Source organism: Caulobacter sp. CCUG 60055 (assembly GCF_022750545.1).
In the GTDB taxonomy this organism is placed as follows: domain Bacteria; phylum Pseudomonadota; class Alphaproteobacteria; order Caulobacterales; family Caulobacteraceae; genus PUIC01.
Genome location: NZ_PUIC01000009.1, coordinates 169,796 through 196,599, shown reverse-complemented (window position 1 = coordinate 196,599; position 26,804 = coordinate 169,796). Strand labels below are relative to the sequence as shown.

The following is a 26,804-nucleotide window of genomic DNA, read 5'->3' as shown; positions in this document are numbered from 1 at the left end:
GGGGGGCCGTCCACATCTGCAATCTGTGGCGTCAGCGTCAGCGCCGCGCCCAGCTCGCCGCCGCCGTCAGTCCGCCAGCCACGCCGCCGGCACGTTGAGCGCGGCGGCCAGGGCGGCGGCGGTCTCGGGGCTCGCCGTCTTGGATCGCCGCTCCAGGTCGCTCAAGAACCCCTGAGCGATCCCGGCGCGGTCGGCTAGTTCGACCTGGGAGAAATGCCGCCATTTGCGCATCGCCTTGAGACGGCTATCCCCGCTCAGCATCAGGGCCGACACCTCGGGCGGCAGGATGTCGTCAGGCGTCAATTCGGCTTTGCGGCGGTCGTAGATCGCCACGTCGGCGGCGTCCTCTTCAGCCTCGGCCGCCGCCGCCAGCAGGTCGTCATAGTCGCGGCGGGAGAGGACGACCATTTCCTCGCCGCCGGGGGTGGTGATAATTTGCGGTGCGCTCATGTCGGCCTCTCAGTTCCTGCGATAGGTCGTCGTCGAGCGGCGACCGATATAGATGGCGAGGATGGTCTGCGCGTCCTCGTCGAAAATCACCCGATAATCCCCGACCCGCATCCGGTAGCCGTCGCGGCCCGACAAGTGCTTGATGTCGCCCCGGCCCTCGACCGCGTAGGTGCTGAGGGCCGTGACGATCGCCTCCTGGGCCATCGCCGGGAGGGCGTCCAGGTCCTTGGCGGCGGCGCGGGTGAAGACAATCGTTTTCATGACCTCTTTATCTCTGAAATATCGCTGACTGTCTAGAGATAATATCTCTGATGGCGCGAACGCCGTTCGCATCTCCAGCCCGCCGCACGGGCTTTTTCATGCCTGGAGCAATCGACATGACCCCTGAAGGGCTCTCCCAGCTCAAGACCGAGGAAGGCCTCCGCCTGACGGCCTATCCCGACCCGCTGACCGGCGGCGCGCCGTGGACTATCGGCTACGGCCACACCGGGGCTGAGGTCCGCAGGGGCCTGGCCTGGACCAAGGCCCAGGCCGAGGCGGCGCTGGCCGCCGACGTCGCCAAGGCTGAGGCAGCCCTTGCCAAAGCGATTCCGTGGTTTAGCGCGCTCGATCCCGTGCGCCGCGACGTGCTGGCCGACATGGCCTTCAACCTGGGCGTCGCCTCGCTGCTGCAATTCCGCTCCACGCTGGCGGCCGTCCAGCGCGGCGACTACGCCGCGGCCTCGGAGGGGATGCTGGCCAGCCTTTGGGCGCGGCAGGTCGGGGGCCGAGCGCGGGTGCTGGCCGAGCAGATGCGGACGGGGCGGCGGTCGTGATCGCGCTCGCCTGGCTGGCCGCCCGCTGGCGCCTGGTCGTCGCCGGCGTGGTCGTCGCCGGCCTGCTGGGGTGGTGGGGCTATACGCAGCACCTGCGGCGCGCCGCGACCCAGGCGCGCCAACAGGCGACCGTCGCCACCCAGACGGCCCAGGTCGCCCAGGCGACCACGGGGGCTGTCTCGCGGGCGCAGGACCGCATCGTTGTCGTTCATGAGAAATCGGAGGTCGCGGCCGATGCCGTGCGAAACGCCCCTGGCGCGGATGCGCCTCTCCCGCCTGCTGTACTTGACGCTTGGCGCAGCGGCATTGACGGCCTGCGCCACGACGCCGCCGGCGGCGGCGCCCCTGAGCATCCCTGACACGCTGCGACGCCCGTGCGCCGGCCCAGACCCGGCCGGCGTCGCGACGGTCGGCGACCTGGCGGCGTTCAGCGTCCGCCAGGAGGCGGCGCTACAGGTTTGCGAGGCGCGCCGGTCGGCCCTGGTCGAGATCGAGGAAGCGTACGCGCGGGTGACTGCGCCTACGCGTCGTTGGTGGTCATGGCTCGGAGGCTCGCGGCGTCGCTGAGCGCCTGCCGGCCAGGGCCGGTGATAGCAAAGGCGCCCCCCCGCCGCGTCAGCAGGCCACGGCGGACCAACCTGGCGGCCTCCAGTTCAAATCCGCGTGCCAGAGCCAATCGACCACGGTCAATGGCGATCAGCACCAGTTCCTCGTTCTGTGTCATGGGGCGCCGCGTCGTGGTGAAGGGCCCCGCGCCGGCGGGGAACTCAAACGCATAGGATTCGCGCACGAAGGTCTGGAACCGATGCATCCCCGCGTTGGCGAGGAACTGAATTCATAGCGGCATTGGCGTGCCGCGCAACCTGGAATTGGGGTCGAACGCCACGCGCTCGCCGCCTTCGCCTCGAACGATGGCCGCCAGCGGTCCGAACCTCACCGCGCGCCGCCAGGTCGATGGCTCGGGCCCAGCTTGGGTCATGGCGCCGGGGCGGACAGTGTGGATCGAGGTCTGCGATTCCTCGGCGAGCTGTTCGAACGTGAACGGCCGCCGATCTCGCCTCAGCACGGTCCATATCCGGTGTTGAGGGCCGCCCCACGGCCCGCGCGAACACCGCCGTAGCGGTATAGAGGGCGGTCGAGCTCACGGACGCGGGCTCCGACCGTCAGCGCCTGGCTGCGCGAACAACGTCACCTCGTCTCTGTCCCCCACGTATCCGATGATAGGAATGCGGGTGACAGTCCGGCCGCCGATCAACTGATCGAGTTCGCGAACCGCGTTCGCGGCCCGGTCCAGCGCCTCCGCGTTGTCACGGCGGTCGCCCAGCGCGCGGCGGACGGTCGGCAGGTGTTCTCTCAGGTCGTCGACAGCGCGCAGGACGGCGCCGAGGGAGCGGGTCAGCATGGCTCGGCCTCCGGTTTGTTCTTATTATGTTCTCATCCCGGCGATAGGCGCGAGTCAATCGACCAGGACGCGTATTGCACACGCGAACCGGGTTCGCTTGCCGCGCTTTCGACCGTCTCAGAAGTTGGGAAAATTCGTCTAACCCATTGAAACTCAATGAGCCGGAAAGCGCTCGGTTGGGCCGTAATGCACTGAAAACGCAACGATAATTCGAGCTTCCCAAGCTGAATGTCAGGGGTTCGATTCCCCTCGCCCGCTCCAATCCTACAAAGGAATTCCGGCCGCTGGCGTTTTTTCGCGCCGCCTGGTCGGCCCGATGGCGCACGCCGGATCAGGCCAGGCGTCTGGCTCAACGAGCCACCAACCGGGCGGTCTGGAAGCCGGCATAGGCGGCCAACGCCGTCAAAGTCGCGCCCCACGCCATGTCCGCCAGGGTCAGGCGCGTGGCCCAGGCGCGCAGCGTCGCCTGGTTGGTCAGGTCGTAGGTCGCATAGGCCACAAGGCCCAACGCCGCACCCTTGAGCGCCGCGCGCGAGCCCGCGCCTTCGCGAAGCGCCGGCGCGATGGCCAGGACCATCACCCCAAGACCGTAGACGAGGTAGAAGGCGATCGCGGCCGGCGCATTGAGCTTCTCGGCCAGCAAGTCGCCCAGGACAGGCCGGTAGAGGCGCGGGCCCATGAGCGAGAGCCAAACGGCGTCCAGCCCGACGAAGACGATCATCGAAGCGATATAGGCGACAAGGTAGGACATGGCGGTTCTCTTCAGACCGGCGCGAGGCGGTAGTGGCTGACGCCCCATTCGGCGCCGCCGCGGTCGCCGAAAAGGCCGGCCGTCGCCAGGAAGAAGCGCCGCCAGCGGCGCGCCCAGAGCGCGGCGTCCTGACCGTAAACGGAGCGCATCACGCCCATGATCTCGCGCTCGTGACGGTCGAAATTGGCCAGCCAATGATTGGCGGTGCGGGCGTAGTGCGCGCCGCTCCAGCGCCAGTCGGCCTCGACCTCGAAGAGGTCGGAATACTGCCGCACCAGGCTGTGGCTGGGCATCACGCCGCCGGTGAAGAAGTGCTGGGCGATGAAGTCGGATTGGTCCTCGACCTCGAAGCGATAGGGCGCGGTCCGGTGTGCGAAGACATGGATGAAGGCCCGCCCGCCCGGCGACAACCAGCCATGCATGCGCGTCAGCAGCGCGCGCCAGTTGGCCATGTGCTCGAACATCTCGACCGAGACGATGCGGTCAAAGCGCCCCAAGGTCGAAAAGTCGTTCATGTCGGCGGTGACCACCGTGAGGTTGGAAAGGCCGCGCTCGCGCGCGCGCTGGTCGATGAACGCCTTCTGGCTATGGGAGTTGGACACGGCGGTGATCGAGGCGGCGGGATAGGCCTCGGCCATCCACAGCGATAGCGAGCCCCAGCCGCATCCCAGCTCCAGCACGGCCTGTCCATCGGCGAGGCCCGCGTTTTGGCAGGTGCGCGCGAGCGCGGCCTCCTCGGCCTGGGCCAGGCTTGCGCCGGGCGTCTCGTAGTAGGCGCTGGAGTATTTGAGGCGTGGGCCAAGGACGCGCTCGAAGAACCGCGCCGGCAATTCGTAGTGCTGGGCGTTGGCCGTCTTCGCATGCTCGGCGATAGGACGTTGCGCCATGACGGCGGCGAATTGCGCATCCGTTTCCTGACCCTCCTGGGCTAGCCGGCGGCGAGCATTGGCCACCAGGGCGCCGATGGCGGGCCGCACGACGAAGTCAGGACACGGGGCGTCTTGCAGCCGGTTTATGGAAGCGGCCAGGAAGCTCATCGGGGCGATCCTTTGCGGGGTGGACGGGGGAAGAAAGGGCTGACCCGCGCCTGATATCTTGCGTAAGCCTCGCCCTTGGCGGCGAGCATGGCCTGCTCCAGAGGCGGGACGCCGGTCACGCGCATGAGCACCAAGGCCATGACCGCCGGCGCCAGCAGTGACAGCCAACCCGCGTTCCACCCGCCCGAGAGATCGAGAGCTATGACGGGATAGGCCAGCCATCCGAGCCACTCGAAGAAATAGTTCGGATGGCGCGACCAGGCCCACAGGCCGCGATCCATCACCGCCCCCGGCGCATGTTCGCCAGCCTTGAAGCGGCGCATCTGCTCGTCGGCGAGCGCTTCGCCGCCGATGGCGATCAGCAAAATGGCCGCGCCGAGAACGTCGGTCGCGCGCAGGCCCTCGCCTGGGCTGGTCGCGGCCGCGGCGATAGAAAGGCAGAGTGCGGCGCTGGCCGGCGCCTGGACCAGGGCCAAGGCGAGCAGTCGCGGCTTGAACCGCTCACCCCACTGGGCCTTGAGCGTCCGGTAGCGAACGTCCTCGACGCCGCGGGCGACCCGGACGGCGATATAGGTTCCAAGGCGCAAGGCCCATAGCGCCACCAGCATCGCGACCAAGGCCTGCCGCGCGCGAGGCGCGCCCGACCAAGGCGCCAGGGCGGCCAGGACGCCGCATAGCCCGGTGCCGAACGTCCAGAAGACGTCCGTCCAGCCGCCGTTGCCGGTGCGCAGGACGCAGGCCCAGGCCAGGCTCATCACCAGCGTCATCAAGCCAAGCGCGATGAGCGCGGCGAGGATCATCGACGCACCGGCGGGCAGATCGCTGTCGATCGCGCAAATCGGCTCTCGCAAAGGAGACGTTGGGCTTGGGTCATGGCCGCGATACGGGGCGACCATTTGCCTGGACGCATCATTCGTCCAAAAAACCCGTTGGCCCGTACCAGGATCGAAGCACGGCGCTCGCCGCGCCCCAGCCCTGGAGTCGTCCATGCCGCTCGGCCAGCCCCCCCCTCGCCCGCATCCTGCGCGCCGCCAGCGCATCGCCGTGGTCGGCGCGGGAATCTCAGGGCTGTCCTGCGCCTGGCTGCTGGGCGGCAAGCACGATGTGACGCTCTACGAGGCCGACACGCGCCTTGGCGGCCATGCCCACACAGTCGAGGTCGACGGCGTGGCCGTCGACACCGGCTTCATCGTCTATAACGAGGTCAACTACCCCAACCTGACCGCGCTCTTCGACCACTTGGCGGCGCCGACCAAGCCGGCCGACATGTCGCTGGCCATCTCGCTCGACGATGGCGAGCTGGAATATGGCAGCAAGAGCCTGGCCTCGCTTTTCGCCCAACCCAGCATCCTGCTTCGCCCGCGCTTCTGGTCGATGCTGCGTGATCTCAATCGCTTCTACCGGACCGCGCCGGGCCATCTGGCGACGTTGGACCCGGTGATCTCGCTCAGCCAGTACCTGCAGGACCAGGGCTATGGCGCGGCCCTGCGTCAGGACCATCTGCTGCCGATGGCCGCGGCGATCTGGTCGGCCAGCATCGAGGGCGTGGGCGACCATCCCGCCGCAGCGTTCATCCGCTTCTTCGAAAACCACGATCTCCTGCGGTTCATCGGCCGGCGCAGCTGGCGGACCGTGGACGGCGGCAGCCGTGTCTATGTCGACGCCCTGGCCAAGGCCTTTTCTGGCCGGGTCCGTCTAAACGCGCCCGTGGTCCACGTCCGGCGCACGGCCGCCGAGGCGATCGTCGTGGACGCGGCGGGGAACTTTGAGACGTATGATCAGGTGGTGATCGCCGCGCACGCGCCGCGCGCGCTCGCGTTGCTGGACAATCCTTCGGCCCAGGAGCGCAGGCTGCTCGGCGCCTTCCGCTACACGCCCAACACCGCAGTCCTCCACGGAGACCTGCGCTTGATGCCGCGCCGGCGTCGGGCCTGGGCCAGTTGGAACCACCTGGGCCGGCGCGACGATCCGTCCGCCGGCTGCGTGAGCTATTGGATGAACAATCTGCAGGGCCTCAAGCGGCGCCCGCCGCTCTTCGTCACGCTCAACCCGCACATCACGCCCGACCCCGGCCTGACCTACCTGACCCAGACCTACGAACACCCTCACTTCGACGCGGCGGCCCTCAACGCGCAGACGTCGCTGTGGTCGCTGCAGGGCGCGCAACGCACCTGGTTCTGCGGCGCCTACTTCGGGGCCGGCTTCCATGAGGATGGATTGCAGGCGGGCCTGGCGGTGGCCGAGCAGTTGGGCGGCGTGCGCCGTCCGTGGAGCGTGGCCGGCGAAAGCGGCCGCATCACCCTGGCGCCCGCCGCCCTGGCCCAAGCCGCCTGATGAGCGTCTCGGCGATCTACAGCGGGCCGGTGTTCCACAAGCGGGTGCGGCCGCGCCCGCACGCCCTGCGCTACCGGATTTTCATGCTCCTGCTCGACCTCGACGAGCTGGAAAATCTGCTCGGCAGGCTGCGCCTCCTGCGCCGGGGGCGCTTCGGCTGGGCCTCGTTCGAGGCAGCCGATCACGGCGATCACCGGGGCGGCGACCTTCGCGACTACGTCGCCGAACGGCTGGTCGAGGCGGGCCTTGAGCCTGGCGGCTCCGTGCGCCTGCTCTGCATGCCCCGTATCCTCGGTTACGGGTTCAACCCATTGAGCCTCTATTTCTGCCATGACCGCGACGGCGTCCTGAGCGCTATCCTCTACGAGGTGCGCAACACGTTCGGTCAGGACCACGGCTATATGATCGCCGTCCCCGCGGCCGAGGGCGTGGTCCGCCAGACCGCGCCCAAGAGCTTCTTCGTCTCGCCGTTCATGGACATGGACCTGACCTACCGCTTCACCGTGTCGCCGCCCGCCGAGGCGGTCGCGGTGCGTGTGGAGGTTCTGGACGGCGAGGGGGTGTTGCTGACCGCGGGTTTTAACGGAGAGCGCTCGCCGCTGACCGATGCTGGCCTGCTGTCGGCCCTGATCCGCCACCCCCTGCTCAGCTTCGGCGTCATGGCGGCGATCCACTGGGAGGCGCTAAAGATCTTCGGCAAAGGGATCGGCTTGCGTTCGCGGCCTCCGGCGCCCGACCGCGCGATAACTCACGGCGCGGCGTTGAGGGCGGGCCGATGAGCTGGCGCGCCTTCCCCCCGCTGGTGATCATCGTCGGCCTGGCCGTCGCCGGTCTGGCCGCCGCACCCGCCCGCGCGGAAACCGCGCCCGAGCCCCGACGCGCCATCGAGATCGATCGCTTCATGGGGCGCTGGTACGAGATCATCCGCACCCCGAACAATCGCCAGCGCAACTGTCACGGCGCCTACCAGGTTTGGGTCAAGAAGCGTGACGGAACATTCGACATCGACCAGGTCTGCCATGCCGGAGACCGCAACGGGCCGGAGCGCCACGTCGATACGGCCGCGCGCATCGTTGATCCGGCGACCAACGCCAGGTTCGAGGCCAGCTTCTTCGGCGGGCTGATCAGACGTCAGTACTGGGTCATCGATCGCGCCGACGACTACGGCTGGATGATCGCCAGCACCGCGGACGGCAAGTTCGTGGCGCTGTTGGCCCGCAGCCCTGGCCTCCCGGCCGCCAAGCAGGCCGCGCTGAAGGCCCGTATGCGCGCGCTCGGCTTCGACAACAGGCTCGAAGAGGTCGGCGCCGATCCGCCATGACGGGACCAGCCTCAGCCTGGCGAAACAAAATTTGCCGGTTGGCCTCGTGGCGATCCATCCGCCAGGCCGGTTGCGCCGTATAAGGGTCATGCATGCGACTCGACCCGCGCCAGTCCAACGAGGGGCCGCCGTCTTGGTGAGCCAACCGCCACGCGACTTCAGCGCGCTGATCGCCCTTGTCGCCCAAGCTAAGGATCGGGCGGCGTTCGCCGAGATCTTCGGCTACTACGGGCCGCGGATAAAGGCGCTGCTCATCAAGAGCGGGAGCGCGCCCGCCATGGCGGAAGAACTCGCGCAGGAGGCCATGCTGACGGTCTGGCGCAAGGCCGCCTCCTACGATCCGGCGCGCGCATCGGTCTCGGCGTGGATCTACACGATCGCGCGCAACCTCAGGAGCGACGCCCTGCGTCGAGGGTCGTCGGCGCTCTATGCTTTTGATTCGACTTTCGGCGCCGAAGCGCCGGCCCAGCCGGACGCGATCGTCAGCGGCGCGCAGGATGACGCTTGCGTCAGGGCCGCAATGCGCAGCCTCAATCCCGACCAAGCCCAAGCGATCGAGATGGCCTTCTACCAGGAACAGACCCACAGTCAGATTTCGCAAGCGCTTGGCGTGCCGTTGGGCACCGTCAAGGCGCGGATTCGTTTTGGCATGATGAAGCTGCGAGCCTTTATCGAGCGCGAGACGGGAGGCCGGGCATGAGCGCGCGTCGCCATCCCAGCGAGGAACGGTTGCTGGCGTTCGAGGCCGGCACGCTCAGCGCGCCCGAAGCGGTCGTGGTCGCCACGCACCTGGCGCTGCAGCCGCAAACCCGGGCCTGGACGCATCTGGCTCGGGCCGTGGGCGGCGCGGTCCTTGAAGAGCAGGAGCCCAGCCCGCTCAAGGCTGGCGCTCTGGAGTCGATCCTGGCGCGCCTCGACGACGCCGAACCCCGGCCTGATTTGGCTGTCACGCGCCCGCGCAACACGGATACGAGCCTGCCTGCGCCCTTGCGGGGCTTCGAGCTCGGCCCGTGGCGTTGGGCCGGGCCCGGCGTACATGTCCGTAACGTTCTTGGTCCCCGCGACGGCGATTGTCGGGTCATCCTGCTGCGGATCGCGTCGGGCCAGTCAGCGCCGCGCCATACGCACAACGGGGTCGAGCTGACCTGCGTGATCGAGGGCGCTTACGCCACCCAGGACGGGGTGTTCGAGCCGGGTGATTTCGAGGAGGCCGACCCCAGCGTGCTCCATCAGCCACGCGTGGTCTCCGACACGCCGTGTCTCTGCGTGGCGGCTCTGGACGGCCAGATCGTCTTGCCCGGACGTCTGGGCAAGATCCTGGCTCCGTTCGTGCGCCTCTAGCCGCCCGCGCCACGGCTGTCTTGCACCGGGTGCTGGGCGATCACCTTTCCGAAAATCTCTCGGCGCTCGGCGCTCGGCGACCTCGACCGCGCGTCCGACGTCGCGCCGAGCCCTGCGTTCTTTGCGAAGGATTGGACAAACTGGGAGCTGAACGGCCTGGTCACGCGGGTCATGCAGAAGCGGCGCAGCCTAGCCATGTAAAACAAGGGGTTTTCGCCTCCTGTGGACATGCCTGAAAAATGGTGAGAAGGGCAGGAGGTCAGCTTTCCAAGCTGAATGTCAGGGGTTCGATTCCCCCTCGCCCGCTCCAGAGCCTTTCCTCATCGGCGGCTGCTCGTTCGTTCGGCGTTGCGTTTGCGGGTCTCGGCGGCCTTGCGGGCCGAAGCCGACCGCGCTGCGGCGCTGCGCGCGGCCGAGGCTTCGCCGCCGAGCTTTCCACCCCGATGTGCGGCGGGATGGCCGGTATGGACGCCTCGACCCGAGCCGCCGGGCGCCTTGCCGCCGCCGTCGTCTTTGTTGACGGTGGCCCAGGCGCGTCGCTCGGCTTCCTTTTCGGGGACGCCGCGCCGCTCGTAGCTCTCGGCGATGTGGTCGGCCTTGCGTTCCTGCTTGTCGGTGTATTTCGATTTGTCGCCGCGAGGCATGCCGCTCTCCCTGGTCAGGCCGCCCCAGCGCGGACTGTACGGCAACCGTTCGCGGGGCGGGATGGTTCCAGGACGGACGCTCGCCTCGATTGTGCGGCGCGCGCTCTGGTGGTATTGAGCTGCGACTTGGCCGCACCGCCTGACCGGTCCCGGCCTTGGCCCTGGCGTTCTCACGGCCCGTTGCGTTCCACGTAGCCTGTTCCGCTCGATTTCGATGGAAGCTCGACCCTTATGCAAGGATAAGGACGCATGACGCCTGCCGGTCTGGCCCAGCTCAAGAACGAGGAGGGGCTGCGTCTGACGGCCTATCCTGACCCGCTGTCCGGCGGCGCGCCGTGGACCATCGGCTACGGCCACACCGGTCCGGAGGTCCATCAGGGTCTGAAATGGACCAAGGCCCAGGCCGAGGCGGCGCTGGCCGCCGACGTCGCCAAGGCCGAGACCGGTGTCGAGAAGGCCCTGCCGTGGACCAGCGGCCTCGACCCGGTGCGCCGCGACGTCCTGACCGACATGACCTTCAACATGGGCCTCGAAGGCCTGCTGGGGTTCCACCACACGCTCGACCTGATCAAGACCGGCCAGTACGACCAAGCGGCCGACGGGATGCTGGCGTCGGAATGGGCGCGGCAGACGGGGCCTCGGGCGCGGCGGCTGGCCGCCGAGATGCGCACGGGAGCACGCTGACCGGGCCGGGGAAGGCGGGGGGGCGGCGGGGCCGCTTCGGGCCGGCCGGCGCATTGCGGTTATTTAACTGGAGGCGGGCCGGGGGCTGGGCGACACAGGCGGGCATGAGCCCTTACGCCCGCACCCTCGCCGCCTTCGCCTTGGCCCCCATGCTGGCCTTGCTGGCGACCACGGCCGGGGCCGAGGAGACCGCGCCCAAGCCCGCGCCCTGCGGGATCGGCGCCTATCGCCTGGCGGGCGGCGACGAGGTGGTGGTGCAGCCGAGCGCCGGCGCGTCGTTGCGCTGGCGGCGGTTCGACGGGACCAGCGGCGCCTTGACCGAGGGGGCGGGCGGCGTCTGGACCAGCACCCTCGGCTGGACCAAGAAGCCGGACGGCAAGACCATCTCGTTCGACTGCGCCAAGGGCGCGATCGCCTTTGACGGCGTCGAGGGACGGCGCATCGACTTCGACGTCGCCGAAACGCGGTTCGACAGCGCGGGCGCGGCCCTGGCCGGACGCCTGGTCATGCCCAAGGGCTCCGGCGCGGCGCCGATCGTGGTCCTGCTGCATGGCTCCGAACGGGATTCGGCCATGCGGTTCAACGCGCTGCAACGGCTGCTGCCGGCCCGGGGCGTCGGCGTCTTCGTCTACGACAAGCGCGGCACGGGCGCCTCCAGCGGAAGCTACACCCAGGACTTCAGCATTCTGGCCGACGACGCGGTCGCGGCCATGCGCGAGGCCCGCCGGCTGGCCGGCGCCCGGGCGGGCCGCATCGGCTACCAGGGCCCGAGCCAGGGCGGCTGGGTCGCGCCGCTGGCGGCGAGCCGCGCCCCGGTCGACTTCGTCGTCGTCGGCTTCGGCCTGGCGGTGTCGCCGCTGGAGGAAGACCGCTCGGCCATCGTCCTGGACATGGAGCGGCGCGGCTACGGTCCCGACGTCATGGCCAAGGCCATGGAGCTGGCCGACGCCTCCGCCGCGCTGGTGACCAGCGACTTCAAGACCGACTTCAAGGCCAGCTTCGACCGCTTCGACGCCGTGCGGACCAAGTATCGCGGCGAGCCCTGGTTCAAGCACGTCCGCGGCAACTTCACCTTCATGCTGCTGAACGCCGACGCGCAGCAGATCCGCGAGGCCGCCGCGCAGTACGTGGTCGACACGCCCTGGCGCTACGACCCTATGCCGGTGCTGCGCACGCTGAAGACGCCCGAGTTGTGGATGCTGGGCGCCGACGACCTCGCCGCGCCCAGCGCCGAGACGATCCGCAGGCTCAAGGAGCTGGCCGCCCAGGGGCGGCCGATCACCACGGCGGTGTTCCCGCGCGCCGATCACGGCGTCTACGAGTACGAGACCACGGCCGCGGGCGAGCGGCTGTCCACCCGCAATCCGGAAGGCTACTTCCGGATGATGGCCGACTATATCCGCGACGGGCGTCTCAGCGGCGCCTACGGCGCCAGCACGATCACCGCTCCGGCCGTCAAGGCGGCTCGCGGCGGCTAGGCGGCGCCGGCGTTCATCGGCGGGGCGAGGGCCTGGAGCAGGTCCTCCAGCTCCTGGGCGCGGATGCGGCTGGGCACGTTCAGCCGGGTCAGGATGTGCGTCGCGCCATAACGCTCGACGGCCTCGGGCCAATGTTCGGCGAGGTTGGACATCAGGTTCGAGGTCTCGCCGGCGAAGACCACTATCGGCCCCTCGGGCCGGTCGCGCACGAACAGGTAGTTGCCGCCGCTGGGCGTGGTGACGCGGCCGTCGGGGGCCAGGGCGTAGCGGTAGATCGCGCCGGAGGCCCCCGTGAATTCGACATGATCCTTCATCCGTCCACCCTGTATGCATTTGAACCAAAAGCGGTTCTAGACCCGGCGATAAGGCGATGGCGCGACGGGAATGTGGTCTGAACGAGGCGGCGGCCGACGACGGGAAAGGTTCGCGCGCGGACGAGGGGTGAGGCTCGAAAAGTGGTGAGTGTGGCTTTCGGGCAACGGCCGAAATCGCAAGTCGTGCGTTTAGAGGCTTGGTCAGGCAGGCGAACGCTTGGCGGACAAACAGGGGTTTTGCGATGAAACTGCATTTGCTTGCGGGCGCCGCCATCGTGGCGATGTCGTCTGCGACGGGCGCTTCGGCCCAGGACTGGGATGGTTGGCTGAAGGGCTGGTACGTGGCCGGCGACGTCGGTTACCACTGGCCCGAAAGCATCGAAGGCACGTCGGACACCGCCGGCTCGGACGGCGTGAAATACAAGTGGAACTTCGGTTCGAAGGACGACTGGGCGGGCTTCGCGCGCCTGGGCTACCGGTTCAATCCGAACTGGCGCGCCGAACTGGAGTACGGCTATCGCCCCGGCGACGTGACGTCGATCCGCGGCAACGCCAGCGCGGCCCAGCCGATCGGCCTGTGCACGCCTGGCGTCGCCCGCTCGGCTGGCTCGCCGGCCTGCGGCGACATCAACGGCAGCATCGTCGCCAACACGGTGATGGCCAATGTGCTGTACGACTTCCTGCCGGGCAGCCAGTGGCGGCCGTTCATCGGCGCCGGCATCGGCTGGGGCCAGGTGCAGACTAAGGCCTACGGCCAGCTCGCCGGCGTGCCGGCCGGCGCGGCCCAGTTCCAGAACGCCAGCTTCAACGACACGGCCACGGGCTTCGCCTGGCAAGGCATCCTGGGCGTGTCCTGGGACTTCACCCCGAACTGGTCGGTGGACCTGACGGGCCGCTACGTCCAGATCAGCGATCTGGATTTCGGCGCCCGCGTGACCAACACCGGTCCGGCCGGCGGCGCGGTGACCCCGGTCGGCGTGTTCAACGGCGACTATAAGGACACCTCGGTCAGCCTGGGCCTGCGGTACACCTTCGCGGCTCCCCCGCCGCCGCCGCCTCCCCCGCCGCCGCCGCCGCCTCCCCCGCCGCCGCCGCCTCCCCCGCCTCCCCCGCCGCCGCCTCCGCCGGCCGCCTACGAGGCCAAGGAGTTCGTGGTCTACTTCCCGTTCGATCAGTACGTGCTGACGCCGGAAGCGCAGACGGTGGTGCAGGACGCCGCCAACTACGCCAAGGGCGGCAACGCCACCAAGATCGTGGTGGTCGGCCACACCGACACCTCGGGCTCGGCCAAGTACAACCTGAAGCTGTCCGAACGCCGGGCGAAGGCCGTGGCCGACGCCCTGGTGGGCCTGGGCGTGCAGCAGTCGACCCTGGCCGTGGACTGGAAGGGCAAGACCGATCTCGCCGTTCCGACCCCGGACGGCGTCAAGGAACCGCTCAACCGCCGTTCGACGATCTCGATCAACTTCTGATCCGATCGTCGGCGCGACAGCGTCCGATAGGGAAGGGGCCCGGTTCGCCGGGCCCCTTTTCCTTGCTCGGCGTCAGTCTGATTGAGCCGCCGTCCCAGGCGCCAGGTGCTGCGCCCGTCGCGGCCGCCGTGAAGGGCCGCCTCGGTTCAGCCGCCCTGCCGGGCCGCCGTGTGCTCGACCACCGTCCTCAGTCCGGCCAGCACGGCGGCCGTCATGGCGGGGTCGTCCTCGCGGCGCAGCAGGTGGAAGGCGTCCAGGTGGACGGCGACCGCGCGGCGGTCCCAGCCTTGGCCCTGCAGGAACAGGTCGAGCAGGCCGCACAGGCTGTAGGCGGCCTCGCCGACCGGCCCCAGGCCGCAGGCGCCGGCCACGCCGACCACGTCGTTGGCCAGGCCGTAGGCCCGGCGCAGCGCCTCGTCCTCGACCCGGGACCCGTCCCCGCCCAGGGCGGCGTCGATCTCGCCGAGCCGGGCGTCGACATAGGCCGCCGACTCGTCCCGGATGGAATCGAGATTGGCCTGGGCCCGCGACAGGGCCTCGGTCAGGCTGAGGCCGCCCGGTTGGCGGGCCAGCTTGGCGAACCGGTTCTCCGGGAACGTGGTGCGGACCGTGCTCATAGGCTGGCCTTCCGGGGGCTCATCAGGGCGTCGATATCGTTCTGCGACATGTTGGGCGTGACCGCCGCGCCCAGGTCGCCATGAAGGTCGGTGCGCCGGCGCCCCTCGACGCCGGCCGGCGGCCCCTCGTTCTTGAAGCGGCGGTCGGGGCCGACATAGGCGCCGGCGTCGATGAACGCCCGCTTCTCGCGCGCCACCCACAAGATGCGCTCCAGCAGCACGCCGGGGGTGATCGGCTTGGCCACGAAGAAGTTGGCGCCGCAGTCGCGCGCCTTGGCCACGTCGGCGGCGCTGGTGTGGCCGCTGACCATGATCACCGGAGTGTGGCGGTTGGGCGCCTGCTCCAGGCGGCGCAGCCAGCGGACGAAGTCGTAGCCGTCGATGCCGGGCAGGCGGCCGTCGGCGATGATCAGGTCGACGGGCGCGCGCTCGACCACCTCGCGCGCCTCGACGACGGTGGTGCAGCGATGGAAGGCCTTGACGCCGAAGCCGGTGAGCACCTGCACGAGGATTTCGAGCGCCTGGCTGTTGGCGTCCAGCATCAACACCGAGGTCAGCCGCAGGTTTATGCGGCCGCCGGGAGATTGGGCAGACATCTCGAACTCCGCGATCCTGAGGACCGGTCCGCACTGGGGCGTCGCCCTCGACGCCGCACGCATAGCTAAACGTCGATCCGGAATAGATCGTAAACGTCGAGCGCGGGGGCCCCGATCAGGGCGCCGTTTGGTCGTGCAAAGGGAAAAAAGGGGCGAAATCAGCGGCCTTGCGCGGTTGCGCCGCCGAATGGGCCTCTCTATAAACCGCGCCCGAGGGCGACCGGCCGTCTACGGCGCTCGTCCCCACGCGATTCCAAAGACCCGCGATCGGATCCCATGAACATCCACGAGCACCAAGCCAAAGCCGTCCTCAAAGAGTTCGGCGTCCCAGTCCCGCGCGGATATCCGGCCTTCACGGCCGCCGAGGCGGTCAAGGCGGCGGAAGAGCTCGGCGGGCCGGTGTTCGTGGTCAAGTCGCAGATCCACGCCGGCGGCCGCGGCAAGGGCCGCTTCGAAGGCCTGGGCCCCGACGCCAAGGGCGGCGTCCGCGTGGTCAAGTCGGTCGCCGAGGTGAAGGCCAACGCCGAGGAGATGCTCGGCCGCGTGCTGGTCACCCACCAGACCGGCCCCAAGGGCAAGCAGGTCAACCGCCTCTACATCGAAGAAGGCGCGGCGATCGCCAAGGAATTCTACCTGTCGCTGCTGGTCGACCGTGAGACCAGCATGGTCTCGGTGGTCGCCTCCACCGAAGGCGGCATGGACATCGAGGACGTGGCCCACGCCACCCCCGAGAAGATCCACTCGTTCTCCATCGACCCCGCCACCGGCGTGTGGCCGACCCACCAGCGGGCCCTGGCCAAGGCGCTCGGGCTGACCGGCGGCCTGGCCAAGGAAGCGGCGCAGCTGCTGACCCAGCTCTATACGGCGTTCCTGGCCAAGGACATGTCGATGCTGGAGATCAACCCGCTGATCGTCACCGCCGACGACCATCTGCGCGTCCTCGACGCCAAGCTGTCCTTCGACAACAACTCCCTGTTCCGCCACGCCGACATCGTCGCCCTGCGCGACGAGAGCGAAGAGGACCCCAAGGAGATCGAAGCCTCGAAGTACGACCTGGCCTACATCGCCCTCGACGGCGAAATCGGCTGCATGGTCAACGGCGCGGGCCTGGCCATGGCCACCATGGACATCATCAAGCTCTACGGCGCCGAGCCGGCCAACTTCCTCGACGTCGGCGGCGGCGCCTCCAAGGAAAAGGTCACGGCGGCCTTCAAGATCATCACCGCCGACCCGGCCGTCAAAGGCATCCTGGTCAACATCTTCGGCGGCATCATGCGCTGCGACATCATCGCCGAGGGCGTGGTCGAGGCGGTCAAGGAAGTCGGCCTGAAGGTTCCGCTGGTGGTCCGCCTGGAAGGCACCAACGTCGAACTCGGCAAGAAGATCATCAACGAAAGCGGACTCAACGTCATCGCGGCCAACGACCTGTCGGACGGCGCGGAAAAGATCGTCGCCGCTGTGAAGGGCGCCCGCTAATGTCAGTCTTGATCGGCTCCAACACCAAGGTCATCTGCCAGGGCGTCACCGGCGCCCAGGGCACCTTCCACACCGAGCAGGCCATCGCCTACGGCACCAAGATGGTCGGCGGCGTCACGCCGGGCAAGGGCGGCCAGACCCATGTCGGCCTGCCGGTGTTCGACACCGTCGCCGAGGCCCGCGACGCCACGGGCGCCGACGCCTCGGTGATCTACGTCCCGCCGCCGTTCGCGGCCGACTCGATCCTCGAAGCCATCGACGCCGAGATCCCGCTGATCGTCTGCATCACCGAGGGCATCCCGGTGCTGGACATGGTCAAGGTCAAGAAGGCCCTGACCGGCTCGCGCTCGCGCCTGATCGGCCCGAACTGCCCGGGCGTGCTGACGCCGGGCGAGTGCAAGATCGGCATCATGCCGGGCTCGATCTTCTCCAAGGGCTCGGTGGGCGTCGTCTCGCGCTCGGGCACCCTGACCTATGAAGCCGTGTTCCAGACCACCAATGTCGGCCTCGGCCAGACCACGGCGGTCGGCATCGGCGGCGACCCGGTCAAGGGCACCGAGTTCATCGACGTGCTGGAGCTGTTCCTGGCCGACGAGGCCACCAAGTCGATCGTGATGATCGGCGAGATCGGCGGCAGCGCCGAGGAGGACGCCGCCCAGTTCCTGATCGACGAGGCCAAGCGCGGCCGCAAGAAGCCGATGGTCGGCTTCATCGCCGGCCGCACGGCGCCTCCGGGCCGCCACATGGGCCACGCCGGCGCGATCATCTCGGGCGGCAAGGGCGGCGCCGAGGACAAGATCGCCGCGATGGAGGCCGCCGGCGTGCGCGTGTCGCCGTCGCCGGCCAAGCTCGGCGAGACCCTCGTCGAGGTGCTGAAGGGCTAGCTTCCCCCGTTCCAAGCCCCCGGCCGGGGACCCAGGTTTTTGCGACCGCCAGTCGACGATCCGAAAAAATCCCCTGGGTTCCCGCCGCCGGCGGGAATGAACCGGGCGGAAAAGACACTATATTTACGGCCTCGGGCTAAGCCGGGGACCGGGTACGGATCGAAGGTTCATCAGCGATGGCGGACGACGCTGGACGCATCAATCAGGTTTTGACGGAAACCGCGTTCCTCTATGGCGGCAACGCCGCCTTCGTGGAGGACCTCTACGCCCGGTGGGCCGCCGATCCGAAATCGGTCGAGCCGTCCTGGGCGGCGTTCTTCGCTTCGCTGCACGACCAGGCCGACGCGGTCAAGCGCGCCGCGCAGGAGCCGGCCTGGACGCCCAGGCAGGTTCCGGCCGCCCGACCCGACTGGCTTTCGGCGCTGGACGGCCAGTGGCCGAGCGTCGCCCCGGCCGTCGAGGCCAAGCTGGCCAAGGCGCTGACCGACAAGGCCCCCGGGGCGTCGGCCGAGGCGGTCCGCGCCGCGACGCTGGATTCCCTGCGCGCCATCATGATGATCCGCGCCTACCGCATGCGCGGCCACCTGGCGGCCAACCTCGATCCGCTCGGCCTCGATCCGGCGCCCGACGCCAGCGAGCTCGACCCGGCCACCTACGGCTTCTCCGAAGCCGACTACGACCGTCCGATCTTCCTCGACTACGTGCTGGGGCTGGAGACCTCGACGGTCCGCGAGATCCTCGGGATCGTCCGCCGCACCTACTGCGGCAATATCGGCGTGCAGTACATGCACATCTCCGACCCGACCGAGAAGGCCTGGCTGCAGGAGCGCATCGAGGGCCGCGACAAGGAGATCGCCTTCACCCCCGAGGGCAAGGTCGCCATCCTCAAGAAGCTGATCGAGGCCGAGGGCTTCGAGCGCTTCCTGCACAAGCGCTTCCCCGGCACCAAGCGTTTCGGCCTCGACGGCGGCGAAGCCATGGTCCCGGCCATGGAGCAGATCATCAAGCGCGGCGGCTCGCTGGGCGTGAAGGACATCGTCCTGGGCATGCCGCACCGCGGCCGCCTGAACGTGCTCGCCGCCGTGATGGGCAAGCCCTATCACGTGATCTTCCACGAGTTCCAGGGCGGCTCGTCCCTGCCGTCCGACATCGAGGGCTCGGGCGACGTCAAGTACCACATGGGCGCCTCGTCGGACCGCACCTTCGACGGCAACAGCGTCCACCTGTCGCTGACGGCCAACCCCTCGCACCTCGAGATCGTCAACCCGGTGGTGATCGGCAAGGCCCGCGCCAAGCAGGCCGCGCAGCTGCGCGAGGACCCGACCACCGGCCGCGGCCACGTCATGCCGCTGCTGCTGCACGGCGACGCGGCCTTCGCCGGCCAGGGCGTCATCGCCGAGTGCTTCACCCTGTCGGGCCTGAAGGGCTACCGCACCGGCGGCACCGTCCACTTCATCGTCAACAATCAGATCGGCTTCACCACCAACCCGCGCTATTCGCGCTCGTCGCCCTATCCGTCGGATGTGGCGTTGATGGTCGAGGCCCCGATCTTCCACATCAACGGCGACGATCCCGAAGCGGTCGTCTTCGCCGCCAAGGTGGCCACCGAATACCGCCAGCAGTTCGGCAAGGACGTCGTCCTCGACATGTTCTGCTACCGCCGGTTCGGCCACAACGAGGGCGACGATCCGACGATGACGCAGCCCTTGATGTACGCCAAGATCAAGGATCATCCGTCGACCCGCGAGCTGTATTCCCGCCGCCTGATCGGCGAAGGGGTGATCACCCAGGCCGACGTCGACGGCTGGGTCACGGACTTCGAGACCTTCCTCGACGCCGAGTTCGAGGCCGGCAAGACCTATCACGCCAACAAGGCCGACTGGCTGGACGGCAAGTGGGCGCACCTGCAGCTGGCCCGGGACGACGACCGCCGCGGCAAGACCGCCGTGCCCGCCCAGCGGCTCAGGGAACTGGGCGAGAAGGTCACCGCCATCCCCGGACGCCTGAACGGCCACAAGACGGTCAAGCGGGTGATCGACAACCGCCGCGCCGCCATCGAGGCCGGCGTTGGGATCGACTGGGGCACCGCCGAGCACCTGGCCTTCGCCAGCCTGCTGGACGAGGGCTATCCGGTCCGCCTGTCGGGCCAGGACAGCGTGCGCGGCACCTTCGTGCAGCGCCATTCGGACATCATCGACCAGACCACCGAAGAGCACTACACGCCGCTCAACAACATCCGTCCGGGCCAGGCCAATTACGAGGTCATCGACTCGGCCCTGTCGGAAGAGGCGGTGCTGGGCTTCGAGTACGGCTTCAGCCTGGCCGACCCCAACACCCTGGTGCTGTGGGAGGCCCAGTTCGGCGATTTCGCCAACGGCGCCCAGGTGGTGATGGACCAGTTCATCAGCTCGGGCGAACGCAAGTGGCTGCGGATGAGCGGCCTGGTGATGCTGCTGCCGCACGGCTACGAGGGGCAGGGGCCCGAGCACTCCTCGGCCCGCCTGGAGCGCTACCTCCAGCTTTGCGCCGAGGACAACATGCAGGTGGCCAACTGCTCGACCCCGGCCAACTACTTCCACATCCTGCGCCGCCAGATGCACCGCGACTTCCGCAAGCCGCTGGTGCTGATGACGCCCAAGAGCCTGCTGCGCCACAAGAAGGCGGTGTCGACCCTGGCCGACATGTCCGAGGGTTCGTCCTTCCACCGCGTGCTGTGGGACGACGCCGAGCGCGGAACCGGCGCGACGGCGATCAAGCTCAAGGCCGACGACAAGATCCGCCGCGTGGTCCTGTGCTCGGGCAAGGTCTATTACGACCTGCTGGAGGCCCGCGAGGAGGCCGGCGTCGACGACATCTACCTGATGCGCCTGGAGCAGTTCTATCCGTGGCCGATGAAGTCGCTGATGACCGAACTGGCGCGTTTCAAGAACGCCGAGCTGGTCTGGTGCCAGGAAGAGCCCAAGAACATGGGCGGCTGGACCTTCGTCGATCCGTGGCTGGAGCTGACGCTCGACCGGCTGAAGATTTCGGCCAAGCGGGCGCGCTATGTCGGCCGCCCGGCCTCGGCCTCGACCGCCGCCGGCCTGATGAGCCGGCACATGAAAGAACTGAAGAGCTTCCTCGCGGAAGCCCTGGCCTGACAACCCCGCCGATCGCGGCGACCATTAGGAGCTGATTTCCCATGGCCGACATCATGACCCCCGCCCTGGGCGAGTCCGTCACCGAAGCGACGGTGGCGCGCTGGGCCAAGAAGCCGGGCGAGGCGGTCAAGAAGGACGAGGTGCTGGTCGAGCTCGAGACCGACAAGGTCTCGCTCGAGGTCGCCTCGCCCGCTGACGGCGTTCTGGCCGAGATCGCCGCCGAGGAAGGCGCGACCATCACGCCCGGCACGGTGCTGGGCCGGGTGACCGAAGGCGCCGCCGGCGCCGCGGCCGCTCCCGCCGCCAAGCCCGCGCCCAAGGCCGAGGCCGCCCCCGCGCCGCAGCCGGCTCCGGCGGCCGCGTCGGCTCCGGCCGCCAAGGCCGAGGCCCTGCCGCTGGCGCCGTCGGTGCAGCGCATCGCCACCGAGACCGGCCTCGACACCTCGGGCGTCGCCGGCACCGGCAAGGACGGCCGCGTCACCAAGGGCGACGCCCTGGCCGCCCTCGAGGCGCGCGCCGCCGCGCCGGTCGCCGCCGCGCCGCGTCCGCCGCACGAGCGCGAAGAGCGGGTGCGCATGACCCGCCTGCGCCAGACCATCGCCCGCCGTCTGAAGGAGGCGCAGAACACCGCCGCCATGCTGACGACCTTCAACGAGGTCGACATGAGCGCGGTCATGGCCCTGCGCAATCAGTACAAGGACGTGTTCGAGAAGCGCCACGGCGTGAAGCTCGGCTTCATGAGCTTCTTCGTGAAGGCCTGCATCGCCGCGCTCAAGGACGTGCCGGCCGTCAACGCCGAGATCGACGGCGACGAGCTGGTCTACAAGAACCACTACGACATCGGCATCGCCGTCGGCACCGAGAAGGGCCTGGTGGTGCCGGTGGTGCGCGACGCCGACGCCATGAACCTGGCCGAGATCGAAAAGGCCATCGGCGCCCTGGGCAAGAAGGCCCGCGACGGCCAGCTGGCGCTGGACGACCTCCAGGGCGGCACGTTCTCGATCACCAACGGCGGCATCTACGGCTCGCTGATGTCGACGCCGATCCTCAACGCGCCGCAGTCGGGCATCCTGGGCATGCACGCCATCAAGGACCGGGCGATGGTGGTGGGCGGCCAGGTCGTCGTCCGCCCGATGATGTACCTCGCCCTCAGCTACGACCACCGCGTCGTCGACGGCCAGGGCGCCGTGACCTTCCTGGTCAAGGTCAAGGAGCACATCGAGGACCCGCAGCGCCTGCTGCTGGACATCTAGGGCCGGGCATCCAGGCTCCGTGATCGGGCGGCCCCGCGGGGCCGCCCTTTTCATTTGGGCGACTAGCGCCCGGCCGGCTCGGCGAACAGCGCCCTGAACGCCGCCAGGGCGGCGGGGTGGTAGATCGAATTGTGATGCTCGGCCGGCATCGGCTGGTAGCGCCAGGTCAGGCCCTCCGGCGGCTTGGCCCTCAGCGCGGCGGTCAGGTCGTCGACGCCGGCCTGCATCTCGCGGCCTTCGTCGCCGATGGACAGGAACAGGGCCCGCCGTCCCGGCGGCTGGGCGGCCAGCAGGGCGGCCGAACCCTTGGCCAGCCGGCCATTGTCCCACCAAAGGCTGGGACTGACGGCGATATAGGCGTCGAATGCGCCAGGCTGGCGAAGGAAGGTCTCGACCACGAACAGGCCGGCCAGGGATTCGCCCATCAGCGCCGTCTCGCCGCCGGCGGGGTAACGCGCCTTGACCCAGGGCTGCAGCTCCTCGGTCAGGAAGCGGCGGAAGGCGGCCGACCCGCCGCTGGTGGGCAGGTCCTTGCGGTCGCGGGGATCGCCCGACGGATAGGTGAGGTCGCGCTTGCGGTCGGCGCCGGCGACGCCGACCACGATCATCTCGCGGTAAGCGCCGCCGAGGGCGCCGAGCTGGGCGAGGCCGGCGATGTGGGGGAAGTCCTCATCCTCGCCGCCGTCGATCAGATAGACCACCGGATAGGCCTTGCCCGCCGCGGGATAGCCCGGCGGCAGGTAGACGTTGATGCGGCGGGTCTCCTTGAGCGTCGCCGAGGCCAGGTCGTAGGCGCGGCCGATGACGATCGGCCGGCCCTGGTCCGCGGCGGGGGCGGGCGCGGCGGCCTGGGCGGGCGCGGCGCAGACGAGGACGCCGGCCGACAGCGCCGATAGGATAAGCTTGAACATGCAGGCAGGGTCTTTCAGCGTCGGGCGGCGCTCCCGACGTCGCCGCCCCCGACCATAGTCGCCGGCTCGCCGGGCCGTAAAGCGCGGCCGGCGCCCTTGGTCCCGGCGGCGAATTCCTTGCGCCGACGGGCGTCGAGTCCGATCTATGGGTTGATCCATGGATCGGCGGCGGTAGTAGTACGCCGCGACGCCCTCCGTCTCCCGGACGGAAAGGCTGAACGATCTCAAAGGTCCTGTCCGGCGCCGGCCGCGGCGCGCATCAAGGCGAAGGTTCATGTCCCAATACGATGTCGTCATCATCGGCGCCGGCCCCGGCGGCTACAACGCAGCGATCCGCGCGGGTCAGCTGGGTCTGAAGGTCGCCTGCGTCGAGGGGCGCGAGACCCTGGGCGGCACCTGCCTGAACGTCGGCTGCATGCCCTCCAAGGCGTTGCTGCACGCTTCGGAGATGTATGAGGCGGCGGCCGGCGGCGAGTTCGCCAACCTGGGCATCCAGGTTCAGCCCAAGCTCGACCTCGCCCAGATGATGAAGCAGAAGGCCGAGTCGGTCATCAACCTGACCAAGGGCGTCGAGTTTCTGTTCAAGAAGAACAAGGTCGAGTGGGTCAAGGGCTGGGGCCGCATCGACGGGCCCGGCAAGGTGGTGGTCAAGGCCGCCGACGGCTCGGAAACCACCCTCGAGACCAAGAACATCGTCATCGCCACCGGCTCGGAGCCGACGCCGCTGCCCGGCGTGACCGTGGACAACAAGCGCATCGTCGATTCCACCGGCGCCCTGTCGCTGCCGGAAGTGCCGAAGAGCCTGGTGATCGTCGGCGCCGGCGTCATCGGCCTGGAGCTGGGCTCGGTGTGGCGCCGCCTGGGCGCCGAGGTCACCGTGGTCGAGTTCCTCGACCGCATCTGCCCCGGCACCGACGAGGAGACCGCCAAGACCTTCCAGCGCAGCCTGACCAAGCAGGGCTTCGTCTTCAAGCTCGGCTCCAAGGTCACCGGCGCCAAGGCCTCGGCCAAGGGCGTCGAGCTGACCGTCGAGCCGGTGGCCGGCGGCGCGGCCGAGACGCTGAAGGCCGACTATGTGCTGGTCGCCATCGGTCGGCGTCCGTACACGCAGGGCCTCGGCCTGGAGACCGTGGGCGTCCAGACCGACAAGCGCGGCGTGGTCGGCCATGACGGCCACTTCAAGACCGGCGCGGCCGGCGTGTGGGTGATCGGCGACGTCACCACCGGCCCGATGCTGGCGCACAAGGCCGAGGACGAGGCGGTGGCCTGCATCGAGCTGATCGCGGGCAAGGCCGGCCACGTCAATCCCGACATCATCCCGGGCGTGATCTACACCAAGCCGGAAGTGGCCACGGTCGGCAAGACCGAGGAGGAGCTCAAGGCCGCCGGGATCGCCTACAAGGTCGGCAAGTTCCCGTTCATGGCCAACAGCCGGGCCAAGATCAACCACGAGACCGAGGGCTTCGTGAAGGTGCTGGCCGACGCCAAGACCGACCGCATCCTCGGCGCCCACATGGTCGGCCCCAACGTCGGCGACATGATCGCCGAGTTCTGCGTGGCCATGGAGTTCGCGGCGGCGTCGGAAGACGTGGCCCGCACCTGCCACCCGCACCCGACCCGCTCCGAAGCCCTGCGCCAGGCGGCCATGGCCGTCGAGGGCTGGGCGATGCAGGCCTGATCCGGTGACGGAGGACGTGGCCGCCGCGCAAACCCCGCCCGAAGTGGCGCCGGTCATCCGCGTGGTGGCCATGCCGGCCGACGCCAACCCGGCCGGCGACATCTTCGGCGGCTGGCTGATGAGCTGGATGGACCTGGCGGCGGGCACGGTGGCCGCCCGTCGCAGCCACGGCCGCGCCGCCACGGCGGCGGTCGAGGCGATGAGCTTCCTGCGGCCCGTGGTCATCGGCGACGAGGTCAGCTTCTACGCCACCCTGATCGGCGAGGGCCGCACCTCGATGCGCATCAGCGTCGAGGCCTGGCGCCGCCACCGCGAAGCCGAGGAGACGGTGAAGGTGACGCACGCCACCTTCACCTATGTCTCGCTGGGCGAGGACCGCAAGCCGCGCCCCCTGCCGCCGTCCAACTGACCGGAAAGCTGGCCGCGCGTCCCGGCTAGGCGCGCGGGTGGGCCTTGGCGTAGGCGCCGAGCAGGGCCGCCGCGTCGACGTCGGCGTAGCGCTGGGTGGTCGACAGCGAGGCGTGGCCGAGCAGTTCCTGGATCGAGCGCAGGTCGGCCCCCGCCCCCAGCAGGTGGGTGGCGAAAGAATGCCGCAGGGCGTGCGGCGTGGCGCTGTCGGGCAGGCCGAGCCGGCTGCGCAGATGCTGCATGGTCAGCTGGGCGTGACGCGGGCTCAACGGGCCGCCGCGCTTGGCCCGGAACACCTGATCCTCGGGCGACAGGGCGAAGGGCAAGGCCGCCGCATAGGCGCCGAGCGCCTCGCGCACCACCGGCAGCACCGGCACGATGCGGGTCTTCGAGCCCTTGCCGACCACCCGCAGGCTGTCGCCCAAGGGCAGCTCGCCCTTGGTCAGGGACAGGGCCTCGGAGATCCGCAGGCCGCAACCGTAGAGCAGGGTGAGCAGCGCCTCGTCGCGGGCGGCCTCCCAGTCCTCGCGGTCGGGGTCGCTGGCGGCGTCGGCGATCAGGCCGCGGGCCTGGTCCTCGGTGACCGGGCGCGGCGCGCCCGGCCGCACGCGCGGGCCGCGCACCAGCGCCACGGCGGCGTTGGGGGTGTCGAGGCGGCGGTCGAGGAAGCGGTGGAAGGCGCGGATGGCCGACAGCGCCTGCGACAGCGAACGCGGCGACAGCGGGTGCGCGCCCTGTCGCCTGTGGGCCAGGTAGGCGCGGATCTCGCCGGCGGCGATCGTTCCCATGGCCGCGAGCGACAGGCTTTCGGCCCGGTGCTGCTCCATGAAGGCGATATATGGGCCGACGCAGCCGCCATAGGCCTCGACGGTGCGCGGCGAGGCCCGGCGCTCGTTGGCGAGATAGTCCAGCCAGACGGCCAGCGCCTCGCGGGCGGTGCGGACGGTGGTCATCATGTCCTCCACCGTGAAACGGGGGAGGGGGACCGCGAAGCGGTGGAGGGGGCGTCCGCCAACTCAGAGCCCAGTCGAGCTCCCACCACCATGCTGCGCATGGTCCCCCTCCCCCATGAATGGGGGCGGACCTGAAGAGCGATTACAGCACCGGCCATCGTTCCGCCGTCCGTTCGACGACGCGGGCCAGGAAGGCGACCAGCTCGACGCCCATGTCGCGGGTGAAGCCCTCGGGGTCGGGCGAGCCGAAGGCCAGCACGCCCTGGCGCGCCGGAGCCCAGATGGCCATGCGGATCATCGCCACGCTGCGCACGCCGGCGTCGGGGCCGAACAGCGCCTCGGCGAAGGCGGTCTGACCCATCTTGGCCAGGCCCTCGCTGCCGAGCGCCAGGTCGACCATGCCTTCGTCCAGGCCGCGCCAGCCGGCCGGTACGCCGCCGGGCCGCTCCAGGGCGATGACGCCGCCGGCCAGGCCGAAGCGCAGCTGGGCGGTGTCGTCGACGCGGCGGGCGAGGTCGGAGTGGTTGCGCGATTCGAGCAGGTCGATCACCGCCGCGTGGGTCTGGGCCTGGGCGGCGAAATTGGCCTGGGCGATCTGCTCCAGCTCCTTGCGGGCGGCCTTCTCGCGCGACTTGTCGGCCGACATGCGGGTCAGCGCCGCCGGGCCGAACTCGACCACGTTGGCGGCGCGGTTCCACAGGTGCAGCTCGGAGAGCAGGGCGCCGTCGCCGCGCAGATAGTCCGGATGCTCGCGCAGCCAGTCCTTGACCTGCTTCCAGTCCTTTTCGAGCTCGGCTTCCCGCTTGTTCTTATGCGTCTTGGAAGCGTCGCTCACCGACCGGTCT

Annotated in this window: 30 protein-coding genes; 16 read left to right on the top strand and 14 right to left on the bottom strand. The window is 69.3% G+C overall.

Annotation, left to right across the window (positions count from 1 at the left end):
- Positions 1 to 66: 66 nt before the first annotated feature.
- Both C5708_RS14405 and C5708_RS14400 read right to left on the bottom strand, forming a co-directional pair.
- Positions 67 to 450 (bottom strand): helix-turn-helix transcriptional regulator, encoded by a 384-nt coding sequence (locus C5708_RS14405; RefSeq protein ID WP_242922195.1) that lies wholly within the window; start codon positions 448 to 450, stop codon positions 67 to 69.
- Between the two features lie 9 nt (positions 451 to 459).
- Complete coding sequence (locus C5708_RS14400) at positions 460 to 711, bottom strand: type II toxin-antitoxin system RelE/ParE family toxin (protein ID WP_242922193.1); 252 nt, start codon at positions 709 to 711, stop codon at positions 460 to 462.
- A 116-nt stretch (positions 712 to 827) separates the two neighbouring features.
- Between C5708_RS14400 and C5708_RS14395 the strand changes: the two genes are divergently transcribed.
- Together C5708_RS14395 and C5708_RS14390 are read left to right on the top strand one after the other, a co-directional pair.
- On the top strand, positions 828 to 1,265 hold the full coding sequence (locus tag C5708_RS14395) for a glycoside hydrolase family protein (protein WP_242922191.1): 438 nt from the start codon (positions 828 to 830) through the stop codon (positions 1,263 to 1,265).
- Positions 1,262 to 1,624 carry a hypothetical protein gene (locus C5708_RS14390; protein WP_242922189.1) on the top strand — a complete coding sequence of 121 codons (363 nt, stop codon included), beginning with the start codon at positions 1,262 to 1,264 and terminating at the stop codon, positions 1,622 to 1,624. The genes C5708_RS14395 and C5708_RS14390 overlap by 4 nt, the downstream gene beginning before the upstream one ends.
- Positions 1,625 to 1,785: 161 nt before the next feature.
- On the opposite strand, the gene C5708_RS14385 is transcribed toward C5708_RS14390, so the two are convergent.
- The 5 genes from C5708_RS14385 to C5708_RS14365 all read right to left on the bottom strand — a co-directional run bounded on the left by C5708_RS14385 (position 1,786) and on the right by C5708_RS14365 (position 5,351).
- A complete protein-coding gene (locus C5708_RS14385) occupies positions 1,786 to 2,076 on the bottom strand; it encodes a hypothetical protein (protein ID WP_242922187.1) in 291 nt (96 codons plus the stop codon).
- Between the two features lie 330 nt (positions 2,077 to 2,406).
- A complete protein-coding gene (locus C5708_RS14380) occupies positions 2,407 to 2,667 on the bottom strand; it encodes a hypothetical protein (RefSeq protein WP_242922185.1) in 261 nt (86 codons plus the stop codon).
- A gap of 349 nt (positions 2,668 to 3,016) precedes the next feature.
- Entirely contained in the window at positions 3,017 to 3,418 is a 402-nt protein-coding gene (locus C5708_RS14375; RefSeq protein ID WP_242922183.1) for a DUF2177 family protein, read from the bottom strand.
- A gap of 11 nt (positions 3,419 to 3,429) precedes the next feature.
- The gene (locus C5708_RS14370) at positions 3,430 to 4,455 is read right to left on the bottom strand and encodes a cyclopropane-fatty-acyl-phospholipid synthase family protein (RefSeq protein WP_242922181.1); all 1,026 of its coding nucleotides are present in this window, start codon (positions 4,453 to 4,455) and stop codon (positions 3,430 to 3,432) included.
- Positions 4,452 to 5,351, bottom strand: coding sequence for a DUF1295 domain-containing protein (locus C5708_RS14365; protein WP_242922179.1), 900 nt, complete (start codon positions 5,349 to 5,351; stop codon positions 4,452 to 4,454). Before C5708_RS14365 ends, C5708_RS14370 begins: the two co-directional genes overlap by 4 nt.
- Positions 5,352 to 5,442: 91 nt before the next feature.
- Here C5708_RS14365 and C5708_RS14360 point away from each other — a divergent pair, with 91 nt between their 5' ends.
- From C5708_RS14360 to C5708_RS14340, 5 genes are all read left to right on the top strand, one after another.
- Positions 5,443 to 6,789 (top strand): FAD-dependent oxidoreductase, encoded by a 1,347-nt coding sequence (locus C5708_RS14360; RefSeq protein WP_242922177.1) that lies wholly within the window; start codon positions 5,443 to 5,445, stop codon positions 6,787 to 6,789.
- Positions 6,789 to 7,568, top strand: coding sequence for a DUF1365 domain-containing protein (locus C5708_RS14355; protein WP_242922175.1), 780 nt, complete (start codon positions 6,789 to 6,791; stop codon positions 7,566 to 7,568). The genes C5708_RS14360 and C5708_RS14355 overlap by 1 nt, the downstream gene beginning before the upstream one ends.
- Positions 7,565 to 8,110 carry a lipocalin family protein gene (locus C5708_RS14350; protein ID WP_242922173.1) on the top strand — a complete coding sequence of 182 codons (546 nt, stop codon included), beginning with the start codon at positions 7,565 to 7,567 and terminating at the stop codon, positions 8,108 to 8,110. The genes C5708_RS14355 and C5708_RS14350 overlap by 4 nt, the downstream gene beginning before the upstream one ends.
- A gap of 136 nt (positions 8,111 to 8,246) precedes the next feature.
- Complete coding sequence (locus C5708_RS14345; protein WP_242922218.1) at positions 8,247 to 8,810, top strand: sigma-70 family RNA polymerase sigma factor; 564 nt, start codon at positions 8,247 to 8,249, stop codon at positions 8,808 to 8,810.
- Complete coding sequence (locus C5708_RS14340; RefSeq protein WP_242922171.1) at positions 8,807 to 9,451, top strand: ChrR family anti-sigma-E factor; 645 nt, start codon at positions 8,807 to 8,809, stop codon at positions 9,449 to 9,451. The genes C5708_RS14345 and C5708_RS14340 overlap by 4 nt, the downstream gene beginning before the upstream one ends.
- 320 nt (positions 9,452 to 9,771) lie before the next feature.
- Here the strand turns inward: C5708_RS14340 and C5708_RS14335 are convergent, their stop codons facing one another.
- Positions 9,772 to 10,095, bottom strand: a complete 324-nt coding sequence (locus C5708_RS14335; RefSeq protein WP_242922169.1) for a plasmid stabilization protein — start codon at positions 10,093 to 10,095, stop codon at positions 9,772 to 9,774.
- A 249-nt stretch (positions 10,096 to 10,344) separates the two neighbouring features.
- On the opposite strand from C5708_RS14335, the gene C5708_RS14330 reads away from it, so the two are divergent.
- Positions 10,345 to 10,779: a glycoside hydrolase family protein gene (locus C5708_RS14330; protein WP_242922167.1), complete on the top strand. Its 435-nt coding sequence runs from the start codon at positions 10,345 to 10,347 to the stop codon at positions 10,777 to 10,779.
- 104 nt (positions 10,780 to 10,883) lie between these two features.
- Positions 10,884 to 12,257 carry an alpha/beta hydrolase gene (locus tag C5708_RS14325; RefSeq protein WP_242922165.1) on the top strand — a complete coding sequence of 458 codons (1,374 nt, stop codon included), beginning with the start codon at positions 10,884 to 10,886 and terminating at the stop codon, positions 12,255 to 12,257.
- On the opposite strand, the gene C5708_RS14320 is transcribed toward C5708_RS14325, so the two are convergent.
- Positions 12,254 to 12,571, bottom strand: a complete 318-nt coding sequence (locus tag C5708_RS14320) for a hypothetical protein (protein WP_242922164.1) — start codon at positions 12,569 to 12,571, stop codon at positions 12,254 to 12,256. The two genes, C5708_RS14325 and C5708_RS14320, sit on opposite strands and share 4 nt — an antisense overlap.
- Before the next feature lie 242 nt (positions 12,572 to 12,813).
- On the opposite strand from C5708_RS14320, the gene C5708_RS19470 reads away from it, so the two are divergent.
- Complete coding sequence (locus tag C5708_RS19470) at positions 12,814 to 14,043, top strand: outer membrane beta-barrel protein (protein ID WP_278253971.1); 1,230 nt, start codon at positions 12,814 to 12,816, stop codon at positions 14,041 to 14,043.
- 146 nt (positions 14,044 to 14,189) lie between these two features.
- Here C5708_RS19470 and C5708_RS14300 read toward each other — a convergent pair whose 3' ends face one another.
- Together C5708_RS14300 and C5708_RS14295 are read right to left on the bottom strand one after the other, a co-directional pair.
- The gene (locus tag C5708_RS14300; protein WP_242922163.1) at positions 14,190 to 14,660 is read right to left on the bottom strand and encodes a hypothetical protein; all 471 of its coding nucleotides are present in this window, start codon (positions 14,658 to 14,660) and stop codon (positions 14,190 to 14,192) included.
- Positions 14,657 to 15,256 carry a response regulator gene (locus C5708_RS14295; RefSeq protein WP_242922162.1) on the bottom strand — a complete coding sequence of 200 codons (600 nt, stop codon included), beginning with the start codon at positions 15,254 to 15,256 and terminating at the stop codon, positions 14,657 to 14,659. Before C5708_RS14295 ends, C5708_RS14300 begins: the two co-directional genes overlap by 4 nt.
- A 276-nt stretch (positions 15,257 to 15,532) precedes the next feature.
- Between C5708_RS14295 and sucC the strand changes: the two genes are divergently transcribed.
- The 4 genes from sucC to odhB all read left to right on the top strand — a co-directional run bounded on the left by sucC (position 15,533) and on the right by odhB (position 22,009).
- Positions 15,533 to 16,732 carry an ADP-forming succinate--CoA ligase subunit beta gene (gene sucC / locus C5708_RS14290; protein WP_242922161.1) on the top strand — a complete coding sequence of 400 codons (1,200 nt, stop codon included), beginning with the start codon at positions 15,533 to 15,535 and terminating at the stop codon, positions 16,730 to 16,732.
- The gene (gene sucD / locus C5708_RS14285; RefSeq protein ID WP_242922160.1) at positions 16,732 to 17,616 is read left to right on the top strand and encodes a succinate--CoA ligase subunit alpha; all 885 of its coding nucleotides are present in this window, start codon (positions 16,732 to 16,734) and stop codon (positions 17,614 to 17,616) included. The genes sucC and sucD overlap by 1 nt, the downstream gene beginning before the upstream one ends.
- Positions 17,617 to 17,792: 176 nt before the next feature.
- Positions 17,793 to 20,756, top strand: coding sequence for a 2-oxoglutarate dehydrogenase E1 component (locus C5708_RS14280; RefSeq protein ID WP_242922159.1), 2,964 nt, complete (start codon positions 17,793 to 17,795; stop codon positions 20,754 to 20,756).
- 41 nt (positions 20,757 to 20,797) lie between these two features.
- The gene (gene odhB / locus C5708_RS14275; RefSeq protein WP_242922157.1) at positions 20,798 to 22,009 is read left to right on the top strand and encodes a 2-oxoglutarate dehydrogenase complex dihydrolipoyllysine-residue succinyltransferase; all 1,212 of its coding nucleotides are present in this window, start codon (positions 20,798 to 20,800) and stop codon (positions 22,007 to 22,009) included.
- Positions 22,010 to 22,071: 62 nt separating this feature from the next.
- Here odhB and C5708_RS14270 read toward each other — a convergent pair whose 3' ends face one another.
- Entirely contained in the window at positions 22,072 to 22,920 is an 849-nt protein-coding gene (locus tag C5708_RS14270) for an alpha/beta hydrolase-fold protein (protein ID WP_242922155.1), read from the bottom strand.
- A 274-nt stretch (positions 22,921 to 23,194) separates the two neighbouring features.
- Here C5708_RS14270 and lpdA point away from each other — a divergent pair, with 274 nt between their 5' ends.
- Positions 23,195 to 24,598 carry a dihydrolipoyl dehydrogenase gene (lpdA, locus tag C5708_RS14265; RefSeq protein ID WP_242922153.1) on the top strand — a complete coding sequence of 468 codons (1,404 nt, stop codon included), beginning with the start codon at positions 23,195 to 23,197 and terminating at the stop codon, positions 24,596 to 24,598.
- 16 nt (positions 24,599 to 24,614) lie between these two features.
- Positions 24,615 to 25,007: an acyl-CoA thioesterase gene (locus C5708_RS14260; RefSeq protein ID WP_242922152.1), complete on the top strand. Its 393-nt coding sequence runs from the start codon at positions 24,615 to 24,617 to the stop codon at positions 25,005 to 25,007.
- A 25-nt stretch (positions 25,008 to 25,032) separates the two neighbouring features.
- Here the strand turns inward: C5708_RS14260 and C5708_RS14255 are convergent, their stop codons facing one another.
- The gene (locus tag C5708_RS14255) at positions 25,033 to 25,959 is read right to left on the bottom strand and encodes a tyrosine recombinase XerC (protein ID WP_242922214.1); all 927 of its coding nucleotides are present in this window, start codon (positions 25,957 to 25,959) and stop codon (positions 25,033 to 25,035) included.
- Positions 25,960 to 26,101: 142 nt separating this feature from the next.
- Positions 26,102 to 26,794 (bottom strand): DUF484 family protein, encoded by a 693-nt coding sequence (locus C5708_RS14250; protein WP_242922151.1) that lies wholly within the window; start codon positions 26,792 to 26,794, stop codon positions 26,102 to 26,104.
- Between the last annotated feature and the right edge of the window lie 10 nt (positions 26,795 to 26,804).